The organism is Bifidobacterium sp. JNUCC 75, from assembly GCF_054819865.1.
Map to the genome: position 1 here is coordinate 1 of NZ_JBTHIF010000001.1, position 17607 is coordinate 17607.

The window sequence follows — 17607 nt, forward strand, 5'->3', positions numbered from 1 at the left end:
GACTTATCCCCTGCCTTTCCTCAGGCTCCGCAACGCCTCTGATATCTGCAGAACCGGTACAGGCATTATAGGGGTGACGGGTCGTCAGCCCTTGCGGCCATCCCGAAATGCGCAGTATATGTAGTGAAAATCAGGATGGGCCTAGTAAACAGGCTGCCGTTCTACGCTGCCTCAACCAGAGAAAGGATACAACAGCCAATGTCGGCGGATCATAGGTGACACCGTTATCCGCATCGACAATGCGACGAATCCCGAGGTAGTGGTCCTGGGAGGCATTCTGAGCACAACCTGAGACCTGTTTCAAATCCCCTCGGGGAGACCCTTCAACGTACGCTTTCCCTGACACCATGGTTTCTATAGAGGTGCTTACTATCCGCCACCCATTATCGATTTCGCTCTGTGGCGGCTAGGATGGCTGTCGATAGCGCCCACAAACACATTGATGTGTCAACAAAGTCCGCAGGTCGATCATCGTAGAGGAAGTGACCTGGAATGCATGAAACGGCTATCCTGATGCAGATGGACGAGCCGACGGCCTCCTTGTCTGTCATGCAGTCCGTTGAGTTGCTCAACTACATTAAGAGGATGCGTTCCGAGGGCCGCAGCATTCTCCATCTGTCGCGATTTGCTGGACGTTTGCGCTGTTTTCGAACGCATAGCGGTCATGTGTGGCGCCAGAAAAGCCTTACCCGAACAATCATGAACGAAGGAATCCTAGAATGCAACTGACCGATATCCTCCTGACCGTCGTCTGTGCCCTGATAGGACTGGCATGGGGACTGATTTGCGGACTTCTGCCGAAGAAAAACGACCGACTTACCGATTCGCAACAACGCTGGACACCGGTCTTACCTCTGGTCGGGGTCGGTTTGGTGGTGATTCTCATTCTGTTGGGACGTGATCTGGCCTCCTGGATAACCATCGGAGCGATGGTTCTTGGGCTGTTGATTGGCATAATACCGCCGCTGAACAGAGTTGCGCTCAAAGCCTGCCCATGGCTGAGGCCCCGCACCGATGATCAAGGCCGAAAACGTCGCTGAAAGCCGGAAATCACGCTTTTACGGTCATCGGTGCGGGGCCTAAACTGCTTTTATTCGGTCATTTCTGGCTACTGACCGGCTCCTCCTTGGCGCCAACCTGTCGGAAGAGGTGACGGACGTTGTGCCAGATGCGCCTGGTGACGCCGGAGTGGTTCATGGAGTAGAGGTGGATACCGTCCACTCCATGGGCCACCAGGTCGGCGATCTGCTGTGAGGCGTAGATGATGCCCGCCTCGCGCAGGCTGGCCCGGTCGTCACCCCAGCGATCCAGGATGGACTCGACCGCAGCCGGGATCCGCGCCTTGCAGACTTCGCTCATGTGCCGTACCTGGCCCTCGTTGGTGATGGGCATGATGCCAGCCTCAATGGGCACCTGGATGCCGGCTGCCCGAGCCCGGTCCAGGAAGTCTAGAAAATCAGCATTGTCGTAGAAGAGTTGCGAAACCAGATGATCCACGCCGGAATCGACTTTGATTCGCAGATGCTCCATGTCCTCCTCGGGCGAGGCGGCCTCCGGGTGGGTCTCCGGATAACAAGCTCCGTATATCGACAGGTTGGGCCGACGGGAGCGGATGTAGGCTGCAAGGTCGCTGGCATGTTCGAATACTCCGGCGGGCTCACGGCCCTCCACGCTGTCGCCGCGTAGGGCCAGCACCGCTGCCACCCCTGCATCGTCGAACATGTCCAGTGCCTGGTCGATCACCTCGCGGTCCGCATACTGGGCGGTCAAGTGCGCCACGGCAGGGATGCCATATTCGGTATGTATGGTCTTGGCTATGCGGGCCGTGGCCGTGCGGTCCGAGCGCCGACCGGTCCCGTAAGTCACCGAGATGAAGTCGGGCATCAGTCCCTCAAGCCCATCCAGGGTGTCATAGATGGTGCCCACCGGGGCATCACGCTTGGGGGGAAAGACCTCCAGGGAAAAGATAGGCTCATGCATGATCCGACTCCTGACTGGACGATAGCTCCGCGCGCACCTGATGGGCGGCGGCCACCATGTGCTCCAGGCTGGGCCAGGTCTCCTTATCGCCTCGGGTCTTGAGTCCGCAGTCGGGATTGATCCATACCTTGGCCGCATCGAGCTTCTTCAGTATGGCGTGGATCCGGTCCACGATCTCCTCGGTGGAGGGGATGCGCGGCGAGTGGATGTCGTAGACTCCAGGGCCTGCCTCGGTCTCGAACTTGGCCTCCTGAATGGCATCAAGAACGGTCAGATCGGAGCGGGAGGCTTCGAAGGAGATCACATCGGCGTCCATGGCATCAATGTCCTTGATGATGTCGTTGAACTCCGAGTAGCACATGTGGGTGTGAATTTGGGTAGTGGGTTTAACCCCGGAATGAACCAGACGGAAGGCGGGAATGGCCCAGTCCAGGTATCGGCTGTGCCAGTCGGAGCGCCGCAGCGGCAGCTTCTCGCGCAGGGCGGCCTCGTCGATCTGGATGATGCGGATGCCAGCGGCCTCCAGGTCCAGGACCTCATCACGGATGGCCAGGGCCAGCTGGCGGGTCTGCTGCTTGTGATCGATGTCCTCGCGGGGCCAGGACCAGTTGAGAATGGTCACCGGACCGGTCAGCATCCCTTTGACCACATGGTCGGTGCGGGACTGGGCGTATGAGGACCAGCGCACGGTGATGGGCCGGGCGCGGGAGATGTCCCCCCAGACGATCGGAGGCTTGACGCAGCGGGTGCCATAGGACTGGACCCAGGCATTCCGGGTGAACAGGTAGCCCTTGAGGTTCTGGCCGAAGTATTCGACCATGTCGTTGCGCTCGAACTCGCCATGGACCAGAACATCCAGGCCAATCTGCTCCTGGTGGTCGATGACCTGGTCGATTTTGCGGGCGATGAAGCTGTCGTAGTCCTCCTGGCTGATCTCCTTCTTGCGCAGGCGGGCCCGCTCGGCGCGGACCTCGGCGGTCTGGGGGAAGGAACCGATGGTGGTGGTTGGCAGCAGGGGCAGATCCAGCTCCTGGGCCTGGATCCTCTGGCGCTCGGGCCGGGCCGGGGTGCGTACAAAGTCCTCGTCCTTAAGGCCGGCCAGGCGTTGCTGCACCTGGGGGTCGGGCTGTACGCGGCTGCCGTCGAAGAGCTTCTGGTTATCGGCAAGAGCCTTGCTGGAACGGCGTTGGTCCTCGTCGACATCAGCCAGCTGAGCCAGGTCGTGCAGCTCGCTCAGCTTCTCCAGGGCGAAAGCGAAGTGAGGCCGCACGGTGTCGGCATCCAGCCCATCCTCGTCGGCCACGGTGTAGGGCACATGCAGGAGGGAGCATGCGGTGGACACCACCACGTTCGAGGTCACCTGGTGCAGGGCATCCAGCAAGCCCAGGCTGACTGCGTAGTCGTTGCGCCAGATGTTGCGACCGTTGACCAGGCCGGCAAAGATGGTGGTTCCATCCGGCACGCCGTGCTCCTTCAGGGCCGCCAGATTCTCATCCCTGCCCTCGACCAGATCCAGGCCGATGCCATCGAAGCCAAGGTCAGCCAGCCGATCGTAGCAGTCGCCCACATGGCCGAAGTAGGTGTTGAGGAGGATACGGACCTTGCCTTTGTCGCTCTCACGGGCTTTGAGAATGGGCTGGTAGAGGGTTTCGAAGAGATCCCGGTCGCCCTGTTCCTTGTCCAGGACCAGGTAGGGTTCGTCCAGCTGCACCCAGTCGGCCTTAAGGCCGATGAACCGCTCCAGTATGGTCGCGTAGGCCTTGGCCAGGTCCTGGACCAGTGCCGGGTCGGGATCCAGCAGCTCGCCCTGAGGACCGCGTGCCAGCTTGAGGAAGGTGTATGGGCCTATCAGCACCGGCTTGGCGGCGATGCCTTGCTCGCGCGCCTCCTGGAACTCTTTGAAGGGTTTGTCGCCTTCAAGAACGATTTTGGTGTCCTGGTCGATCTCGGGAACCAGGTAGTGGTAATTGGTGGTGAACCACTTCTTCATAGGCAGGGCGGTCACGTCACCCTGCTCCCCCTGGTAGCCGCGGCCCATGGCGAAGAGGGTGTCCTCGGGGCCCAGGCCCAGCTTCCGATAGCGCTTAGGGACGACGCCCAAGAGGATAGAAGTGTCCAAGACCTGGTCATAGTAGCTGAAATCATTGACGGGAATCAGGTCGACGCCGGCCTCCTGCTGAAGCTGCCAATGCCTGGCACGCAGGTCCGCGGCCGTGCGCCGGACCTCGTCCAGATTCCGTTCGCCCTTCCAGTAGCCTTCGATGGCCCTCTTGAGTTCACGATGCGCACCGATGCGCGGGAACCCGGACACGGATGTAATCGCTGCCATGAAACCTCCCAGTTTCGTCCTGATGTCTTCGGTCAGCCTATCAGCGGCGGGGGGCGGCGGGTAATTGGTGCAAATAAGGTGTCGCCATAACTTGAATCGATAACGACAGGACTACGGGCAGGGGGCTGTTGGTCACTAAGACTGCCTCTGAAGGGTTGCCTATAGCTCGTTCCGCCAGTCAGTCCTCCAGGTCCTGCGGGCCAAGAATACCAAGCAAACGGGCCTGATGGGTTCCCCAGTCGGTCAAGGGTCGCTCAGAGCCCAGAAGAACCATGGTGGCCGGCGGCAGTCCAAGATTGAGCAGGTCCAAAAGATCGGGATCGGAGTTGTCCTCGGCCAGCCACTGTGAGCAGATAGACATGGTGGGCTCGTGCCCTAGGATCAGGACCCGGCGGTCACGGTCTTCGGTCTGCGCCAGCTCGTCGAAGACTGCCTGCATGCCCGATTCGTAGAGGGATTCCCGGTAATCGACACGGGGTCCGTCGCCCAGAGGTTTGAGCATGCCGTCCAGGGTCTGACGGGCTCGGGGCGCACCCGAGCAGATGATGCGGTCGGGAACCAGACCCAAAGCAGTCAATCCACGGCCCATGATCCGGGCCTGTTTCTGGCCACGGTCGGTCAGCTGACGGCTGCGATCGCCCTGTGACCCCTGGCGATCGGTCTTGGCGTGACGCATGAGCATAAGAGTTCGGCTACACCTGCGCAGATCCTCGGCCTTCAGACCTTTTCGTAAACCCATGCATGCTTCCTTTCCCGAAGTTCATATCAGGCATCTTTTCCATTATGGCAGAGCTGACTGAAAGTACGGGTCATGGGCGATCAGCCTTCCTGACCCTGGCCTCCCTGCAAGGTGCGCACCTGATGGTCCAGGTCGCGCAACACCTTGCGCAGCTTACGATCGGAGACCCGGCGCAGCTCCAGATCCTCAAGATCCTCCACGTCCTGCATCTCACGCTCCTGACTGAATTTACTGCTCGTGTCAGGCCGCCGGCTCTGATCTACATCGGTTTGGTAGTCCTTGGTGGCCCGGACATGCTTGCGAAGAGCCTGTTGGCCCGGAGCCATGGCTCTGCTAATCAAGAGGAAGCCGGTGTGTCCGATCATCTCATGCTCTGGCCGGACCGCCAGACCGTCGGCCTTCCAGGAGCGCTCCAGGCTCTCCATGATTTCTGGCTCGGTCCACCGTCCGTCTGCACGCAGAGCCTCGGCCAATCGGCTGAGCTGTGTGGTGGTGGTAACGTAGGCGGTCAGCACGCCTCCGGCTGCCATGACACGATAGGCCTGTTCCAGACGGTTCCATGGGTCCAGCATGTCCAGAACGATACGGTCGAATCCGTCCTCCGGCAGGTCGGCAGCAATGGCATCAAAGTCGCCGGTACGCAGATCCCACTGGGCTGGGCGCTGCCCAAAGAAGACGGTGGCGTTGCCCATAGCCACCCGGGCGAACTCCTCCCGCCGTTCAATGCTGGTCAGTTTCCCCTCTGTGCCAATGGCATCCAGAAGACCCAGACTCATGGCCCCTGAGCCGGCTCCTGACTCCAGAACCCTCATGCCGGGACGGATGTCGCCCAGAAGGATGACTCGGGCCACATCCTTGGGGTACATGATCTGAGCGCCCCGAGGCATGGAGAGAATGTAGTCCTCAAGCCGTGGACGCATAACGGTGAAAGCCCATCCCCCGATGCCTCGTGAGGACTTCCAAGGCTTGGCCCTGTCAGGCGCTTCTGCGTCAGTACTGGCATCCTGTTTGTGGCGCATCTGCCGCCACTTGTCGGCCGAGATGGTCACTACCACGGATCCCTCGGGCAGGCCGATCATGGCCTCGTGCGGCAAAAGGCCATGATCGGTCTGGGTCAAACCGCCAGGTTCCAGCATGACCGTCAGCTTGCGGCCACGCCGGTCGGTCAGCTGGACCCGTTCCCCTACGCTCAGCGGACCGCGTCTAAGGCTCATGCCTCCTCAGCCCTCCTCGCCCTTGGTGAACTGAGAGTTGTAGAGGGATGCATAGGCGCCGCCTCGCTCCAGCAGCTGGTCGTGGGTGCCCTGCTCAACCACCGAGCCGTGGTTCACCACCAGAATTAGGTCGGCGTCGCGGATGGTGGACAGCCTGTGCGCTATGACGAAGGAGGTCCTGCCCTTGCGCAGAGTGTTCATAGCCTGCTGGACCAGCAGCTCGGTCCTGGTGTCCACCGAGGACGTGGCCTCGTCCAGGATCAGGATGTCGGGGTCAGACAGGAAGGCCCGACAGATGGTCATCAGCTGGCGTTCACCCTGGCTTAGCTCGCTGCTGTCCTCATTGAGAACCGTATCGTAGCCCTGGGGCAGCTTGCGGATGAACTCGTCCACGTGGGTGGCCTTGGCCCCGTTGATCATGGTCTGCTCTGGGATGGTCTGTCCCTCGTCCAGCCCGTAGAGCAGGTTGTCGCGGACGGTCCCGTCAAAGAGCCAGGTGTCCTGCAGGACCATGCCGAAGTGGCTGCGCAGGTCGTGACGGGTCACCCTGGAGGTGTCCACGCCGTCGATGGTGATGCGCCCGCCCTGGATCTCGTAGAAACGCATGAGCAGGTTGACCAGGGTCGTCTTGCCCGCCCCGGTGGGCCCGACGATGGCTATGGTCTGTCCAGGTTTGGCCTCGATGGAAAGGTCTTTAATCAGCGGTTCGGCCGGATCGTAGGAGAAGCGGACATGATCAAAGCGGACATGGCCCTCGACCTTGCCTCCGGTCTCCTGTCCCAGATGGTCGGGATGCTCGATGTCCGGCACCTCCTCGGCCTCGTCCAGGAAGTCGAAGACCCTGCGGCAGGAGGCCAGGGAGGACTGGAGCATGGTGCCCATGGAGGCCAGCTGGCCGATAGGTTGTGAGGCCTGACGGGTGTACTGGGTGAAGGCCTGCAGACCGCCCAGACTCATGCTGCCGTTGAGCACGTGCACGCCGCCGATGATGACCACGATCACGAAGCTCAGGTTGCCGAAGAAGGTCGACATGGGCGTGACCAGAGCCGAGAAGAAGGAGGCCTTGAAACTGGCCTGGTAGAGCTCCTGGTTGCGCTCCTCGAACTCCTCTTCAGCCTTGCGCTGGTGGCCAAAGGCCCGGACTACCATATGGCCGGAGAACATCTCCTCCACATGACTGTTGACCTGTCCGGTGCGAATCCACTGTCGGGTGAACTGCGGCTGTGTCTTCTTGAGGATGACGCCAGCGCACAGGGCCATGACCGGGATGATTATGAAGGCTATCAGGGTCAGCAGGGGCGAGATGGTCAGCATCATGATGAAGGCGCCGATGATGGAGAAGACCGAGAAGAGCAGCTCGCCCAGGATCTGCTGCAGGGTGCCCGAGATGTTGTCGATGTCGTTGGTGGTCCGGCTCATGACCTCGCCACGCGGAGTCCGGTCGAAGTACTGCAGGGGCAGCCGGTCCAGCTTGTCCTCTATCTGCCTGCGCATGGTGTAGACCGCGTCGGAGACCAGCCGGGTCATCAGGAAGTTCTGCACCAGCCTGACCAGGATGGAGATCAGGTAGATGCCAATGACGAACATGAGGATGGTGCCGAAGCGTGCCCAGTCGATGCCCACACCCACCTGGACGTTCATGGAGTCGATCATCCGGCCTAATTTGTCCTGCCCGCGCGACTGCAGATAGGCGATCACAGCCTGCTTGGGAGTGCCGGGCTTGGCGCCCATCTTGACCAGTATGGACCCCAATAGCCCCTCGAAGAGGACGTTGGTGGCCTCGCCCATTACCTTGGGACCGATGACAATCATGGCCACGGCGGTCATGCCGGCGAGGACCATGACGATGACCCTCCAGGGGCTGGCCAACAGATAATGGACCAGCCGGCCCACGGTGTGACGGCGATCGCCCACGGCCTGCGAGCCTGTATTTACGCTCAAGTCCTTTGCCATCTACTCGGCCCTCCCCTCGTCAATGCTGAGCTCTTCCACGTCGGGCCCCTGACCGCCCTGGGATTGGACGATCTCCTGGTAGGTTGGGCAGTCCTTCATGAGCTGGTCGTGGGTGCCCCGGCCGACGATGCGTCCACGGTCCAGGACCAGAATCTGGTCGGCCTCGCGGATGGAGGCCGCCCGCTGGGCCACGACGATCTGGGTGGCCTCTCGGGTGACCGGCACCAGGGCCTCGTGCAGGGCCCGGTCGGTGGTCATGTCCAGTGCGGAGAAGGAGTCGTCGAAGGTGTAGATGCGGGGATTGCGCAGGATGGCCCTGGCCATGCAAAGACGCTGCTTCTGCCCGCCAGAGAAGTTGGTACCACCCTCGGCCACACGGGCATCCAGGCCCTCGGGGATCTCACGCACAAAGTCCTCGGCCTGGGCGATGCGCAAGGCTTCCCAAATGCGGTCGTCGTCGGCGTCGGGGTCCCCATAGTGCATGTTGTCGCGGATGGTCCCGGTGAAGAGAGTGGCTTTTTGCGGGACTGGTCCGAATATCAGGGCCAGCTGGTCGGGGTCGTACTCACGCACGTCGTGCCCGTCCACCAGGACCTGGCCATCGGTGACGTCGAACATGCGGTTGGAAAGTCTGATGATGGTGGACTTGCCGGATCCCGTGGCCCCGATAATTGCCGTGGTGGTGCCCGGCCGGGCGGTGAAGGAAATGTCCGAAAGGACCGGGTCCTGGGCGCCCGGGTAGCTGAAGTCCACGTGCTTGAATTCCAGCAACCCTTGGGGGTGCTCGTTGCGGTATGGATGCTCGGGTGCTGCGATCTCGCTGGTGGCCTCCAGGACCTCGTTGATCCTTCGGGCGGCCACAGCGGCCCTGGGCAGCATGACTGACATCATGGCGGCCATCATCAGGCCTGACAGAATGATCATCAGGTACTGGATGAAGGCCTGCAGGGCGCCGATCTGCATAGCCCCGGAGTCGATGCGGCGGCCGCCGAACCACATGATGGCCACATTGGACATATTCAGCAGGAACCACATGAGCGGCACCATCATGCTCATCAGACGGCCGGTGGAGATCAGAACACCATAGACGTCGCGGTTTGCTTTGTCGAAACGTGCTGCCTCGGTCTTCTCACGGACGAAGGCGCGGATGACCCGCACGCCTGAGATCTGCTCACGGACCAGACGGTTGACGGAATCCAGCATGTTCTGCAAGCGGGTGAACAGGGGTCCCATCCTGCCCATGAGTACCAGGGCCACCAAGAGAATAAGGGGAACGATGACCGCCAACGACCAGGTCAGGGGGCCGTCTTGGCGCAAGGCCAAAACCAGACCGCCGATCAGCATGACCGGGGCCTGCAGGATGATCATCAGTGTCTGCATGGTGGTCATCTGCATCTGTTGAACATCATTGGTTGTGCGGGTGATCAGGGATCCTGCCGAGAAGCGCTCGATCTCGTTGAGGCTGAAGCCCTCCACCGAGGCGAACAGGTCCCTGCGCAGCTCGTAGCCCATCCTCATGGACAGACGTGTGGCGCAGTAGACGGCGACCACATTGGCAACGATCTGAATGGCGGTGATCCCCATCATCTGCCAGCCGATCCTGTAGATGGCATCCTGGTCGCCTACGGCAACGCCCTTGTCGATGATGTCCGCCTGCAGGTTGGGCAGATAGAGGTTCAAGGCCGTCTGCGCCACCTGAAAGAGCACCAGAACGGCCACCTGGAGCCAGTAAGGCCGCAGGTAGCGGGTCCATATCTTGATCACGTCAACATCCTTCACGCATACTGGTCTGCCGCGGTCCCTGGGCAGACAAACCACCACAGTCTATACCCGCGCCTCGGTGAACGAATTTGCTATTCCTTGAGCTGATACGGGCATGTCAGAACTTCGGCGGCAAGTGGCCTTCAGACGGCGAAGGCACCCCAACGTCCGTCGCGGTGGACCACGGTCAGGTCCAGACCGAAGAGCTCGCTCAGGCGTGGACCGGTCAGTCCACCCTCCAGGGGCCCCTGGTAGACGATGGTGCCAGGATCCGGATCGCCTGTGTCTGCAGTGTCCACAGGACGTCGTCCCATCATGGCTATCCGATCGAAGCCCAGAGGAATCTCCTCAAGCCGGTGGGTGACCAGGATGACCGTCCTGTCCCTGTCCTCCCTGCCTATGTCGCTCAGGGCCCTGAGCACCAGCTCACGGCCACCCAGGTCCAGTCCTGTGGTCGGCTCGTCCAGAATGAGCAGGTCGGGATTGGCCATCAGCGCCCGGCATATCAGCACCCGGCCGCGCTCCCCCTCGGAGAGCCGGTACATGCGCTTGCCCTTGAGGTAGGCGATGCCGAACCGATCCATCAAGGCCAGGGTGGCCTCCTCCTGCTCGGCCGTGAAGGTCTCCCTCCAGCGGCCGGTAGTGTCGCTGAAGGCGGTCAGCACCACGTCGTAGGGATCCTCCTGGGGGCTAATGGTCTTGGCCAGGCCAGCCGAGGCCAGACCAATCCGATGCCGGTAGGAGAAGACGTTCACCTTGCCCAGCCGGTTGCCCAGGATCTCTACGCTGCCGGTGCTGGGGAAGCCTCTGGTGCTCATCATGGCCACCAGGGTGGATTTGCCCACGCCGTTGGGTCCGAAGAGTACCCACTTCTGCCCGCGGCCCACCTCAAGATTGACATCATCCAGAATGACCCGGCCCTGACGGCGGAATCCCACATGCTGCATGAGCACAGCCTGCTTTTCTGCCACGCTTTCGGTCATGGTCACAGGGCCGTTCCGTAGGAGTCCAGTCGGGGATTGTCCCGGTTGCCGCCGACCAGGAAGAGCCCCAGCACGCCCAGGCAGAAGACCGCCGCGATGGCGATGGTGGCCCAGATTGGAACGTGGGGCAGCCACATGCAGACCAGGAAGGCCAAGCCGGAGCAAATGATCAGGGCCCAGACCAGGATTCGCAGCCACTGACGCACACCACTAGGAGCCTTCAACAGACGGGGGTTGCGATTGTTGGGGTCCACGGAGTCCTTCTGCACCAGGTCATCTGTGTGCCCGGTGGGCTTCCACTCGGCGTCCTGGCCAGCCTCCAGCCGACGGGAACGCTCCTGCAAGGCCCGTTCGTCCATCACTCCGGCCCTGCCCTTGGCCGCCATCCTCCGGTCGTCGCTGCCGCCACGGCGGCTCCGCTTGGCCTGCGCCCTACGTTCAGCGCGGTTGGTCATATCCCACTGCCTCCATCCCTTCGATCGGCACCATACCTCTTCATATTAGCGTGGGTACCGGTCGGCCGCAGGCAGAGTCATGGCGCGCTCATCGGCTCGAATAGGAGCAGGCAGTTCTGTGGCGCCGGTCAGATACCGGTCCACTGCCGCCGCGCAGGAACGACCCTCGGCCAGCGCCCAGACCACCAGGGACTGGCCGCGTCCGGCATCACCGCACACGAAGATCCCGTCACGATCTGTGGCATAGTCGGCATCACGGGCCACGTTGCCGCGAGGGTCCAGTCCTACGCCGGTCTGTCCTGTTAGGGTGACCGTCTCCGGATGGGCAAAGCCAATGCTGATCAGCACCAGGTCTGCAGGCAGGACTCGCTCGGTGTCGGGATGGGGGATGATTCGGTCCTGGTCGTCACGACTGACATCCACCACGCGAACGCCGCGCACTCGTCCCTCATCGTCCCTGTCGAAGCCGGTGGGGGCGCTGGTCTGGTCCAGGTTGATTCGGTCATCAGCCCCGGCACCCAGGTATTCCAGGCTGTCCACCGCGTATTCGTAGTGGCCGCCCTCCTCCATGGAGGAGGTGGGATTGTAAAGCCTGGCGTAAGTTGGCCAGGGCCGGTTATCAGGCCTGGATGAGGGTTCCCGAGGCCGGATCTGCAGGACGGTAACCGACTTGGCGCCCTCTCGAAGAGCCGTGCCCAAACAGTCCGACCCGGTATCGCCGCCGCCGATGATGATGACGTTCTTGTCGGATGCATCGATGTCGTTGATGGGCTCGCGGCCCATGAGTTTACGGGTGGGGTCAGGCAGAAAGTCCATGGCGTAGTGGATACCCTTCAGCTCCCGTCCGGGCAGGTCCACACGCCGGGGTTCGGTGGAACCGATGGCCACCACCAGAGCATCGTATCGGGCACGCAGCTGGTCCCAACCCAGTTCTCGGCCGATTTCGACGCCAGTGCGGAATCGGGTCCCCTCGGCCTCCATCTGCTCCAACCGGCGATCCAGCAGGGACTTCTCCAGCTTGAAGGCGGGAATGCCGTAACGCAAGAGGCCACCTATGGCATCGGCGCGCTCATAGACAACTACCGTGTGTCCGGCCCTGGTCAACTGCTGGGCGCAGGCCAACCCTGCTGGACCCGACCCGACCACAGCCACAGTCATGTCGGTCAACCGCTGCGGAGGCCGGGGCTTGACCAAGCCTAGGGACCAGGCCTGGTCGATGATGGTCTGCTCGTCAAGCTTGATGGTGGTGGCCGGTTGGTGGATCGAGAGCACGCAGGAGGACTCGCATGGAGCCGGACAGATTCGTCCGGTGAACTCCGGGAAGTTGTTGGTCAGGCTCAACCGCTCGTAGGCCTCCTCCCAGCGGCCCCGGGACAGCAGGTCGTTGAACTCGGGGATCAGGTTGCCCAGAGGGCAGCCGGTCATGCAGAAGGGGGTGCCGCAGTCCATGCAGCGGGCGGCCTGCTCGGCGGTCCAGGGTCCGGGGCCGGTGGACTGGTGTACATCCCGCCAGTCCTTCAAACGTTCAGCGACCGGGCGCTCGGCCAGTTCGTGCCGGGTACGTACCTTGAGAAATCCCTTGGGGTCGACCATATTAGTGCGCTCCTTCCATGACCTGGGCGTAGGTGGCATCCCAGACGCCGGGCTCGTTGAAGTCCACCTGCTCACGTTCGGCCTCTTCCATGGCCTGCTTCATGGCCAAATAACGACGGGGTACCAGATGGGTGAACCGGGCCAGCGCGCTTGGCCAGTCCGCAAGCAGGGCGGCTGCAGCCTTTGAGCCAGTCAGCCGGGCATGCTCCGCTATCAGTTCCTTGAGCATGGCCGCCTGGTCCTGGTCGGGCTCCAGGGCCAGCAGGGAGCCGTCATTCCAGGCTTCAGGATTGAGCCGAGAGGTATCCATATCCAGCAGGTAGACATCCCCTCCTGAGAAGCCAGCGCCGAAGTTGCGTCCAGTGGAACCCAGAACCACCACCAGGCCACCGGTCATGTACTCGCAACCGTGGTCGCCCAGGCCCTCGACCACGAAGCGGCCGCCACCGTTGCGCACGGCAAAGCGCTCCCCAGCCCGTCCAGCCACGAACATATCGCCTGAGGTGGCACCGAATCCTGCCACGTTGCCGCAGATGACGGTCTCGTGAGGATCGAAGCGAACTCCCTGGGCAGCGTGGAGGACCAGACGGCCGCCGGACAGGCCCTTGCCTGCATAGTCGTTGGCCTCACCGATCACCCGAATGGTCTCGCCCCTAGGAATGAAGGCGCCCAGGGACTGTCCGGCAGAACCTGTCAGCGTGATGTCCACGGTGTTCGGGGGCAGGCCGGCCGCACCGTATTTGCGGGTGATCCTATAGCCCAGCATCGTACCTACGCTCCGGTTGACGTTGCGCACGGTTCCCTTGATGGCCACCGGCCGACCCTCGTCCAAGGCATCGACGGCCTGATTGATCAGGTCCACATCTAGTGACTTATCCAGCTCGTGGTCTTGGGCCTGAGTGTGGTGCAGCACAGTGCCCGGAGTGGGGCCCGGCTTGCGCAGAATGGCATCCAGATCGATGCCCTGGCTCTTCCAGGTCTGCACAGAGGGGTCCCGGCGCAGGCACTCCACGTGACCGACTGCCTCCTCCAGGCTGGCGAAGCCCAAGGATGCCAGAATTTCCCGCACCTGGCGAGCCATGAACATGAAGAAGTTGATCAGATCCTCGGGCCGACCGGTGAAGCGGGAGCGCAGCTCAGGATCCTGGGTGGCTATGCCCTGGGGGCAGGTGTTCTTGTGGCAGGCCCGCATCATGACGCAGCCCTCCACCTGGAGCGCCGTGGTGGCGAAACCGAACTCCTCGGCCCCCAGCAGAGCGGCTATGACCACGTCGCGACCGGTTTTGAGCTCCCCGTCGCATTGGACCACAATCCGCGAGCGCAGGTCGTTCATGACCAGGGTCTGCTGGGTCTCGGCCAGGCCCAGCTCCCAGGGGGTGCCCGCATGCTTGATGGCATTGAGGGGCGCCGCTCCCGTTCCACCGTCCTGGCCGGAGATGAGGACCACGTCGGCATGGCATTTGGCCACGCCTGCGGCCACGGTTCCCACCCCGTGCTCGGAGACCAGCTTGACGTGGATGCGAGCCCGCGGGTTGGCCATCTTCAGGTCATGGATGAGCTGCTTGAGATCCTCGATGGAATAGATGTCATGGTGGGGCGGAGGGGAGATGAGCTCGACCCCAGGTGTGGAGCGCCTGACCTGAGCGATCCAGGGCGGAACCTTGGCGCCGGGAAGGTGGCCACCCTCCCCCGGCTTGGCTCCCTGGGCCAGCTTGATCTGCAGGTCGGTGGCCGAAACCAGATAGTCGCTGGTGACCCCGAATCGGGCCGAGGCCACCTGCTTGATGCGGCTGGTCCGGGCCGGGTCTGCGATTCGATCCGGGGACTCGCCGCCTTCGCCCGAGTTGGACCTGGCCCCGAGCCGATTCATGGCCACTGCCATGGTCTCATGGGCTTCTTGGGAAATGGACCCGTAGCTCATGGCTCCAGTAGAGAAGCGGGTGACGATGGACTCGGCGGCCTCCACCTGGTCCAGCGGTATGGGCGCCCTGTCGGAGTGCAGTTCCATGAGGCCGCGCAGGGTCATGCCCTGCTTGGCCGCCGCGTTCACATGGTCGGTGTAGGCCCTGAAGAGCCCGTAGTCCCCTCGTTTGGTGGACTGCTGGAGCAGGAAGATGGACTCTGGGTCGTTCAGGTGGTCCTCGCCGGTGCGGCGCCAATGGTAGTTGCCGCCTGTCTCCAGATCATGCCCGGAGCCAGCGGTCCACTCAATGGGATAGGCCACCCGATGGCGCTGGGCCACCTCGGCGGCGATCTCATCCAGGCCTATGCCACCCACCAGAGAGGTAGTGCCCGTGAACCAGCGGTCGATGACCTCCCGACTGAGTCCGACGGCCTCGAAGAGCTGGGAGCCGCGGTAGGACATGATGGTGCTCACGCCCATCTTGCTCATGATTTTGAGGACCCCGGTGCTCAAAGCCCGGACCAGGTTGTCGGAGGCCTTTTTGGCATCCACGTGCAAGTCCCCGCTGTTGGCCAGATTCTCCACAGACTCCAGAGCCAGGTAGGGATTGACGCAGGCTGCGCCATAGGCAATCAGCAGGGCCACGTGGTGGACCTCGCGCACGTCGCCGGCCTCCACCGCCAGGGAGACCTGGGTGCGCGTGTGCTGACGAAGCAGATGGTGCTGTACGGCCCCGGTCAGCAGCAGGGAGGGTATGGGTCCCCAAATGTGGTTGGAGTCCCGGTCGGACAGGACAAGCACATTGCAGCCCTCCTCGATGGCCTGATCCACCTCCCTTTCGATGGCTTTCAGACGCTCCTCAAGCGCCTTGCCGCCTCCGGCCACCTGGTAGAGGCCGCGGATCAGACGGGGGCGGAAGCGGCCTTCCAGGACCGGTGCCCGGTCCAGACGCTTGATCTGCGCCATCTGGACGGAGTTCACCACTGGCAGGTCGATGTGAATCTTCCAGGCGTGCTCGGGGGTGTCCTCCAAAAGATTGGGCTCGGGCCCGATGGCCGAGGCGATGCTGGTCACCAGCTCCTCACGCTCCCAGTCCAGGGGCGGATTGGTGACCTGGGCGAACTTCTGGCTGAAGTAGTCGAAGAGCATGCGGGACCGGCGTGAGAGCACGGCGATGGGAGCGTCGTTGCCCATGGAGCCGATGGGCTCCCTGCCGGTTTCAGCCATGGGCCCCAGCAGCATGGTCAGGTCCTCCCGGGTGTAGCCGAAGGCCTGCTGCCGACGGTGGACCGAGATGCGCGAGTAATTGACATGCTCGCGCTCGGGCAGATCGTCCAGGCGGACGGTGCGCTCGGAAACCCACTTCCTGTAGGGATGCAGATCGGCCAGCTGGCGCTTGATCTCGCTGTCGGGCACTATCCGGCCCTCTTTGGTGTCGGCCAGGAACATGCGCCCCGGCTCCAGCCTGCCCTTAGCGACAATGGACTCCTGGGGCGTATCCTCCAGGACGCCGGCCTCCGAGGCCAGGACCAGGTGGCCGTCATCGGTCAGCTGCCAGCGGCCTGGACGCAGGCCATTGCGGTCCAGCTGGGCACCCACCAGGGTTCCGTCGGTGAATACGATGGCCGCCGGGCCGTCCCAGGGCTCGATCAGAGTGTCGTTGTACTCGTAGAAGGCTTTCAGATCCGGATCCATGTCCGGATCCTGCTGCCAGGCCGGAGGCATCATCATGGAGACGGCGTGGGGCAAGGACCGACCCGCCAGGTGGAGTAGCTCCAGGGTCTCGTCGAAGGTGCCCGAGTCCGAGGCTCCCGGGGTGTTGACCGGCAGCAGCGGGGCCATGTCGCCCAGCAGCTCCGAGCTCAGCATTCCTTCCCGGGCTGACATCCAGTTGCGGTTGCCCTGAATGGTGTTGATCTCCCCGTTGTGGGCGATCATCCTGAAGGGCTGGGCCAAGGGCCAGGATGGGAAGGTGTTGGTTGAGAAGCGGGAATGGACGATGGCCAGGCGGGCCTTCATGGCCGGATCACTCAGGTCCGGGAAGAATCCCTGCAGCTGCTTGGTGGTCAGCATGCCCTTGTAGGTGATGGTTCGACAGGACAGGGATGCGAAGTAGACGCCCAGCTCGTGCTCCGCCCGCTTGCGGACCCGGTAGCCCTGCCGCTCCAGGTCCAGTCCTCCTCGGCCTTTAGGACCGGCGTCATACATGATGGGCATGAGGAAGCGGGGCATGGAGGCCAGAGCCTGCAGACCCAATCCGTCCGGATCGGTGGGTACTGACCGCCAGGCCAGAACGCGCAGCCCCTCCTGGCCGGCAATGGAGGCGATGGCCTCCTCCTGACCGGCAGCCTGAGCCGGGTCCCTATCCAAGAAGGCCATGCCCGCCAGATAGTGGCCAGCTTCGGGCAGATTCCGGTAGACCCGGGTGCGCATGAACTCGTCGGGCATAGAGAGCATGATGCCGGCCCCATCGCCGGTGTTGGGCTCGGCTCCCACGGCTCCTCGGTGGTCCAGGTTAATCAGGACGCGGATGCCCTGCTCGACGATCAGTCTTTCGTCCCGTCGGTTTAGGGTGGCAACCATGCCGAAACCGCAGGCATCGTGTTCCGTATCAGGGTCATAGAGCCCTTGGGGGCCGTGGACATGCATATCGAGAGGGGCCGTGAATGACACCGCAATCACCTCGTTCGTGGACGG

The 17607-nt window shown here is 62.6% G+C and carries 11 protein-coding genes; 1 reads left to right on the top strand and 10 read right to left on the bottom strand.

Going from position 1 to position 17607, the window contains the following annotated elements:
* Positions 1 to 719: 719 nt before the first annotated feature.
* A complete protein-coding gene (locus ACVWNW_RS00005) occupies positions 720 to 1040 on the top strand; it encodes a hypothetical protein (RefSeq protein ID WP_046322944.1) in 321 nt (106 codons plus the stop codon).
* Positions 1041 to 1098: 58 nt separating this feature from the next.
* On the opposite strand, the gene metF is transcribed toward ACVWNW_RS00005, so the two are convergent.
* The 10 genes from metF to gltB all read right to left on the bottom strand — a co-directional run bounded on the left by metF (position 1099) and on the right by gltB (position 17583).
* Positions 1099 to 1980: a methylenetetrahydrofolate reductase [NAD(P)H] gene (metF, locus tag ACVWNW_RS00010; RefSeq protein ID WP_454482335.1), complete on the bottom strand. Its 882-nt coding sequence runs from the start codon at positions 1978 to 1980 to the stop codon at positions 1099 to 1101.
* A complete protein-coding gene (gene metE, locus ACVWNW_RS00015) occupies positions 1973 to 4309 on the bottom strand; it encodes a 5-methyltetrahydropteroyltriglutamate--homocysteine S-methyltransferase (RefSeq protein WP_454482337.1) in 2337 nt (778 codons plus the stop codon). The genes metF and metE overlap by 8 nt, the downstream gene beginning before the upstream one ends.
* A gap of 178 nt (positions 4310 to 4487) precedes the next feature.
* The gene (locus ACVWNW_RS00020; protein WP_046322947.1) at positions 4488 to 5048 is read right to left on the bottom strand and encodes a SixA phosphatase family protein; all 561 of its coding nucleotides are present in this window, start codon (positions 5046 to 5048) and stop codon (positions 4488 to 4490) included.
* A gap of 80 nt (positions 5049 to 5128) precedes the next feature.
* A complete protein-coding gene (locus ACVWNW_RS00025) occupies positions 5129 to 6262 on the bottom strand; it encodes a tRNA (adenine-N1)-methyltransferase (protein ID WP_198190834.1) in 1134 nt (377 codons plus the stop codon).
* A 6-nt stretch (positions 6263 to 6268) separates the two neighbouring features.
* Positions 6269 to 8215, bottom strand: coding sequence for an ABC transporter ATP-binding protein (locus ACVWNW_RS00030; protein ID WP_454482339.1), 1947 nt, complete (start codon positions 8213 to 8215; stop codon positions 6269 to 6271).
* A complete protein-coding gene (locus ACVWNW_RS00035; protein WP_454482341.1) occupies positions 8216 to 9979 on the bottom strand; it encodes an ABC transporter ATP-binding protein in 1764 nt (587 codons plus the stop codon).
* Positions 9980 to 10119: 140 nt separating this feature from the next.
* Complete coding sequence (locus tag ACVWNW_RS00040; protein WP_121913472.1) at positions 10120 to 10959, bottom strand: ABC transporter ATP-binding protein; 840 nt, start codon at positions 10957 to 10959, stop codon at positions 10120 to 10122.
* 2 nt (positions 10960 to 10961) lie between these two features.
* Positions 10962 to 11414, bottom strand: coding sequence for a DUF2975 domain-containing protein (locus tag ACVWNW_RS00045; RefSeq protein WP_232348597.1), 453 nt, complete (start codon positions 11412 to 11414; stop codon positions 10962 to 10964).
* A 45-nt stretch (positions 11415 to 11459) separates the two neighbouring features.
* Entirely contained in the window at positions 11460 to 13007 is a 1548-nt protein-coding gene (locus ACVWNW_RS00050) for a glutamate synthase subunit beta (RefSeq protein ID WP_454482344.1), read from the bottom strand.
* Position 13008: 1 nt separating this feature from the next.
* A complete protein-coding gene (gene gltB, locus ACVWNW_RS00055) occupies positions 13009 to 17583 on the bottom strand; it encodes a glutamate synthase large subunit (RefSeq protein ID WP_454482346.1) in 4575 nt (1524 codons plus the stop codon).
* Positions 17584 to 17607 lie beyond the last annotated feature (24 nt).